This is a genomic window from Pantoea sp. ME81, from assembly GCF_903970985.1.
Taxonomy (GTDB): domain Bacteria; phylum Pseudomonadota; class Gammaproteobacteria; order Enterobacterales; family Enterobacteriaceae; genus Pantoea; species Pantoea communis.
Window position 1 is genome coordinate 1 of the sequence record NZ_CAJCKS010000218.1, and the last position, 6829, is coordinate 6829.

A 6829-nucleotide genomic window follows, 5' to 3' on the forward strand; every position below is an offset into this window, starting at 1 on the left:
CCTCCAGCGTGCAGGGCCTGACCTTAAATGAAGTGGTCGGCGTTTTTGTGGCGGCCAATGCGCTGATCGTACTGAGTGGCGTGACCGGACTGTTTGCCCGCTTGATGAACCACATTCCGCAATCTTTGGCCGCGGCGATGCTGGCGGGGATTTTGCTGCGCTTCGGTATTGGCACCTTTACCGGTTTACAAGGCAACTTCGCCCTGTGCGGCAGTATGTGTCTGGTGTGGCTGTTAAGCCGACGCTGGCTGCCACGCTATGCCATCATTCTGGCGCTGATCGCTGGCGTGCTGGTGGCGGTGGGTCAGCAGGCGATTCATTTCCCGCCGCATGCTCTGACGCTGAGCGTGCCGGAATTTATCATGCCGCAGTTCACGCTGGCATCGCTGATTGGGGTGGGATTGCCCTATTTTCTGGTCACCATGGCCTCGCAAAATGCGCCTGGCATTGCGACCTTACAGGCGCATGGTTACCAACCGCCGGTTTCCGCTCTTACTGGCTGGACCGGCTTTATTGCGCTGGTCTTGTCTCCGTTTGGCGGCTTTTCGGTGTGTATTGCGGCCATTACCGCTGCCATTTGCATGGGAGAGGATGTGGATGCCGATCCGAAACGACGCTGGATGGCCTCCGCGATTGCCGGGATTTTCTATCTGCTGACTGGCTTTACCGGCGCGCTGATTGCCATTCTGTTAAGTGCCTTGCCGCAGGTGCTGATCGCCACGCTGGCCGGGCTGGCGCTGCTGGCTACCCTCTCCGGCAGCCTGCAACGCGCTCTCGCCGAGCCCGATCACCGTGACAGCGCCATCGTCGCCTTTTTAATCACCGCCAGTGGTATCTCTCTGCTGGGGATTGGTTCTGCCTTCTGGGGATTAATCGGCGGCATGATCACCCATCTGGTGCTGAGCCACCGCGCACGCGCTTAAAATTTCAGCAACCGACGCTTACACGCGGGAAAAACACCCTGTTTTTCCCCCTTTATCAGCCGTTTGATTCCCCTGCATTTGGCTTAAGATCACCAGCATCGCCAATTACACACACTGTTTTGCTTCAGGCAACCACCGATAAGGGCCCTACGAGTGGCAAAAACTTTTCTGCGCAGCGGCAATCTGGATTCGGTACTGGCACTGGGTGAAAACGGCCAGCCGGTCTGGGCTTCTGCCCTGCAAATCCGTGAAACACTGCGTTTGCGCCGCCAGACGGCGCTGGCAAACTGCCTCGCCATTCCCCAGGCCAACGAGCGCGGGGATCGCCTCGACTGGTATGCGCCCTTTAACGGCAAAGTGAAATCCTGGCGCGGTGCCAGCGATCATGAGCGGCAAAAAGCGCTGGAACTCCTGACGCTCAATCAGCAGGATTTACTGGCTGCAAGTCTACGCGCGCGTGACGCTGAGAATCCTGCGATGCGCCTGTTTGGTGCCCTACTGAGCAAGACGCTGCAGTTCCCGGATCAGCAGTACGTTTATCTGGTCGACGGCAAACCCGTCATCACCTTCTGGGGCTTTGTCGATCCGCAGGCGCGCTCACGCGATGACGCACTGGCCTGCCTGCGCGACAGTCTGGAGGAGGATTTACCGCCGTTGCTGCCAGAACCACCGGCTGCGGTTATCGTGGCACCGGTTATTGCGCCTTTGATTGAGGTGCCTGCCGTTGTGGCTGCACCCGTGGTGGAAGAGCCCGTTGAGATCGCCCAGCCTGAACCCGAAGCGCCACAACCCGCACCTGAGCCTGAGCCTAAAGTTGAACAGCCGCCTGTTCGCCGCCCTTCCGCATTGCGTCCATTGGCATTGCTGCTGCCGGTTGCCACCGTGGTTGCGGCTGGCGTAGCGTTCTGGCTGCACAGCCCAGCGCCTGAAGCCACACCGCCTGCCCAGGTTGCCGATGCACCGGCTCCCGTTTTCACGCCACCGCCAGTGGTCGCGAAAGCTGAGAAACTGGCCGCCACGCTGCCACAAAAAACGGCCACGGTCACCGCTGCGCCTGTGCCTGCCGCGCCTCCTGCGCCGCCTGAGGTGATTGCTGAACATACGGAACCGGCTAAGGCTGATGACCTGGTGATGACTACCGAAGATGCGCGTATTGGCTCCGTGAAATTTATCAACGGCACCTGGCGCGTCATATTACGACAAACTAACCTGCCAACCGGTAAGCCACCGAGCCTGCGTTACCAGCTGCGTAACGGTAAAGGCATCGCCACCATTACGCAGGGCGACAATATCCGCTGTAAAGCCGATGTGACTGCCGCAATGACGGTGGACGGCACCATGGTGGTTCGCAGCCGCTATACTGCGACCTGCAGCGACAAATCGCGCTACCGCATGCCGGAACTGGTGTGTAAAGCCGGTGATGGCATTGCCAGTTGTACCGCGCAGTACGGCGCAGATCAGGTCTTCCCGTTGACGATTAAGCGTGAGAGTAAGTAAACATGTTGGCTCCCCTCATCGATGACAAACAAAAAATCACGCTGATTGAAGATAGCGGTGTGCAGTTTCTCGATTTTGGCTTACGTCTGCCTGCCCTGCAGGCGCGCCGCCAGTTCGTTCGTCAAACCGCTAACGGTCCGCTGCTGCGACTGAACGTGGACGGTAACAGCGGCAAATTTTTGCTCTATCCCGAAGATGGCGGTGCAGCAGAGGTGGTACGTCCCGAGTCGGACATTGCACTGGCAGATTCGTTAACGCTGCTGGCGCATCAATGGCTGCCGCTGCCGGTGCTGCGCTGCACCAGCGGTCGCCGTTTTATTGGCGGCCCGGATAACTGGGCACGCCTGCACCTGGCACCGCTGGCACAGCCCGATGCCGCAGGTAACACCCATCGCATTACGCTGGCGTTTGACACCCGTATCGTGCCGGAACAGGACGGCGGCGAACAGCACGGTCTGAGCAAAGCCGATGCGCAAAACGGCGTGAGTTTCGCCCTTGCCTGGCACAACTATGAACTGGGTGAGTTTCTGGACCACACCTGGGTGGATGGCTGGCTGCGTGAAACCTTTACTCAGCAGGTCAACGCGCTGGAATCTCGCCGCGAGCAGGAGCTGAATCAGGCGCTGCGTGAGTTTGAGTATCAGGCACACTATCTCAACCTGCTGGAGCTGCTGGGTGAGCAGTTGGATCTGGCCGAGATCTACATTCAGGCCACCTCGCTGCAAACCCCGGCGGTGAATGTCGATATCATCCTCGACGTTGGCAACTCGCACACCTGCGGCATTCTGGTGGAAGACCACGCTGAAGAGAGCAACGGTCTGCGCCAGACTTACGAACTGCAACTGCGCGACCTTTCTGAGCCACATCAGGTCTACAACGAGCTGTTTGACAGCCGTCTCGAATTCGCAGAAACCCGCTTTGGTAAAGCAAACTTCTCGCTGGAAAGCGGCCGCGAAAACGCCTTTATGTGGCCATCGCTGACACGCGTTGGCCGTGAAGCCAGCCGCCTTGCCCTGCTGCGAGCGGGTACAGAAGGCAGCACCGGTCTCTCCAGCCCGCGCCGCTATCTGTGGGATGAAGCTCGTTATCAGCCAGGCTGGCGCTTTAACGCCCATGGCAGCAGCGATGAGCCACAGGCAACTGCGCTGCCTTTCACCCTGTTGCTGAATGACGAAGGCCAGCCGCTGCATGCGCTGGCGGAAGACGATCGCCTGCCGGTGTTCTCGGCCAGCTACAGCCGCAGTTCGCTGATGACCTTTATGCTGTGTGAGCTGCTGGCTCAGGCGATGATGCAGATGAACAGCGTGGCACAGCGTCAGCGCATGCCGCAGAGCCAGGCTCCGCGCCAGCTGCGTCATGTGATCCTCACGCTGCCTTCCGCGATGCCGAAACCGGAACGCGAGATTTTCCGTCGTCGCATGCAGGAAGCCATCGCGCTGGTGTGGAAAGCCGAAGGCTGGCATCCCGCAGAGGAAGATTTCAGCACCCAGAGCCAGGCAAAAAGCCTGCGCCCGGTGCCGGATGTGCAGATGGAATGGGATGAAGCCACCTGCGGACAAATGGTGTGGCTGTTCAATGAAACCCAGGTGAACTTTGCCGGGCGTGCGGAAGATTTCTTCAGCAGCATGGCGCGTCCGGATCGTCCACGTGAAGTCGATGAAGTACCGGGCAAAAGCCTGCGCATCGCTTCTATCGATATTGGCGGCGGCACCACCGATCTGGCCATCACCCAATATCGTCTCGATGACGGCCAGGGTAACAACGTTAAAATCACCCCGCGCCTGCTGTTCCGTGAAGGCTTTAAAGTCGCAGGCGACGATATTCTGCTGGATGTGATCCAGCTTTGGATTCTGCCTGCACTGCAACAAAGTCTGCAGAAGGCTGGACTGACACTGGCCGAACCGCTGATGAACAAGCTGTTCGGTCACGACAGCCGCATGGATGGGCAAGCCACGCTGCGTCAGCAAGTCACCCTGCAGCTGTTCATCCCGCTGGCGCAGGCGGTGCTGGAACGCTACGAAAATTGGGATCCGCTCGACAGCCACAGCGAAATCAATGCGCTGTTCGGTGAGCTGGTGCCACAAAAACCGGCCAGCAGCGTGCTGGCGTTTGTTAACGGTGAGATTCAGCGCACGCTGGGCGGCGACAACCGCTTCGATCTGCTGGATGTGCCTTTGGTGGTCAGCATGGCGCAGCTGCACGGTGAATTCCTGCAGCATCGTATGGCGATCATCCCGGCTCTGCGCGCCATGTGCGAAGTGGTGTCGTTGTATCAGTGCGACGTGCTGTTGCTGACGGGTCGCCCTTCGCGCTTCCCGGGCATTCAGGCGCTGGTGCGTCATCTGCAACCTTTGCCGGGCAGCCGTATTCTGTCGCTGGAAGGCTATCACACCAGCGACTGGTATCCGTTCAACAAACAAGGCCGGATTGATAACCCGAAATCCACGGCTGCCGTCGGCGCGATGCTGTGCCTGCTGGCGCTCGATCTGCGTCTCAGCAGCTTCTGGTTCCGTGCGGGTGATTTCGAGCCTTATTCCACTATTCGCTATCTCGGCGTGCTGGATGAAACGGCCACGCTGAGCGATGACAACCTGTGTTACAGCGAGATCGACCTCGACAAAGGGGATTTCGCACTGGACCGTAAAAGCAGCTTCCGCATTCGCGGCAATGTCTGCCTCGGTTTCCGTCAGCTGGATAATGACCGCTGGCCAGCTTCACCGCTGTACAGTCTGAGCATCACCGATCCGCATCTGGCACGTAAAGTCGCCGGCGAAAGCATCCTGCGTATCAAGCTGGCGGTACAACCGGGGCCGGACAACTTTGGTCCGGAGCGTCTGGTGCTGAGCGATGCCCGCATGGATGACGGCACTCGCGTGCCGCTTGAACAACTGAGTCTGAAACTGAATACGCTGTCTGCGACCGGCAATGCCAACGCGCAGTATTGGATTGACAGCGGGAGCGTCTGCAAACGATGAGAACTGCCAAGAGAGCCACCTCTGTTACGCCCGCCAAACGTCTGAGCCTGATGCAGGAGACGCTGGACGGCGCACTGAACTGGATTGAAACCCATCAGGCGCAGGCACCGCGTCTGGCACTGGAAGCGGATACGCTGCGGCTGCAACTGCGCCGCGCGCGCGTGGAGAGTCATGCGCTGGCGCGTCAACTGGCACGTCCGGTGACGCTGGCGATGTTTGGCCAGTCACAGGCGGGCAAAGCCTGGCTGTTGAGTGAAATGGTGGGTGATGCGCAGGGCCAACTGATGGCGCGTCTGGGCGATAGAATTGTGAACCATTTCCAGAACATCAATCCCGGCAATCTCGATTTTGCCATTGCCACCCGCTTCAGCCACCAGCGTGAAACCCAGTCCAGTGCCTGGCCACTGGAGATGACGCTGCTCAATGACGTGGAGCTGATTCGTCTGGTGCTGGCCTGTGCCAAAACTGAAGCTCAGCCAGACAGTGCGCTGATCGATGCCGCGCTGCAGCGTTTACAGCGCCATCGTCAGGACGAGCCGCAGCCGGGCCTCGACAGCGATGCGTTGATTACATTGTGGGCGTGGAGCCGCCGCCAGCATCGTCACGCCGAGGTACTCGATCGTCACTTCTGGCCACAGGCGGTGGAACTTGCTCCGTGGTTAAACGTCGATGACCGCATTCAGCTGTTTGCGTTGCTGTGGCCTAATCAGGTGGCACTCAACGAACAGCTGCGTAATCTGATGCACCTGCGTCATCAGCTGCGCCAGGCACCGCGCCTGCTGGCACCTCTGAGCCTGTTAACCGATGACGCCTCGCTGCCTGCGGAAAAACTGATCAGCAACGATGCCGACTGGCAGGAAATGATTGAAGTCTGCCCGATTGTCGCCAATCGTGTCGCTAAACCACAGCAGGTGCCGTTGGGCCTGCTGGCGTTGCTAACGCTGGAAATCACCGTTCCGCTGAATTCAACGCCGCGTCAGGCACTGTATGACGAAGCCGATATGCTGGAGCTGCCAGCGCCCGGCCAGCCCGCCGACGTGGGTCAGCAAGAAGATTTAGCCCAGCTGCGCAAACGCGATCCTCTGCGGGCGGCGCTGCTGGAGCAGAAACGCGCACTACTGCCGGGACTGTATGCCGCGCGTCAGGGCATCGACCTTATGCTGATCTGTACCGCCGCCAGCCAGCGTCAGGATACCGACATTGCGGTTAACGCACTGCGTGAATGGCATATCCATCAAACCGTAGCGGCCAGCGGCGAGAAGCCACGCCTGATTTGGGCGATTACCCCGCACGATGCGCGCTATCAGCAGCAGCAGATTAATGTTGATGAAGCCGTACAACGTCAGATCGGGCAACCAGGACAGAGCTGGGGTTCCATGCTGGCACTCGATCGTGCCGGTGTCGATCGCATGGGCAGCTGGTTGCAGGACGAAA

4 protein-coding genes are annotated in these 6829 nt (G+C 59.3%); all 4 read left to right on the forward strand.

The window, feature by feature from the left end:
* A partial coding sequence (locus H7A81_RS24395) for a benzoate/H(+) symporter BenE family transporter (protein ID WP_182058988.1) occupies positions 1-923 on the forward strand: 923 nt, incomplete at its 5' end.
* 153 nt (positions 924-1076) lie between these two features.
* A complete protein-coding gene (locus tag H7A81_RS24400; protein ID WP_182058989.1) occupies positions 1077-2420 on the forward strand; it encodes an SrfA family protein in 1344 nt (447 codons plus the stop codon).
* Between the two features lie 2 nt (positions 2421-2422).
* A complete protein-coding gene (locus tag H7A81_RS24405) occupies positions 2423-5395 on the forward strand; it encodes a virulence factor SrfB (protein ID WP_182058990.1) in 2973 nt (990 codons plus the stop codon).
* A partial coding sequence (locus tag H7A81_RS24410; protein WP_220458119.1) for a virulence factor SrfC family protein occupies positions 5392-6829 on the forward strand: 1438 nt, incomplete at its 3' end. The genes H7A81_RS24405 and H7A81_RS24410, both read left to right, overlap by 4 nt.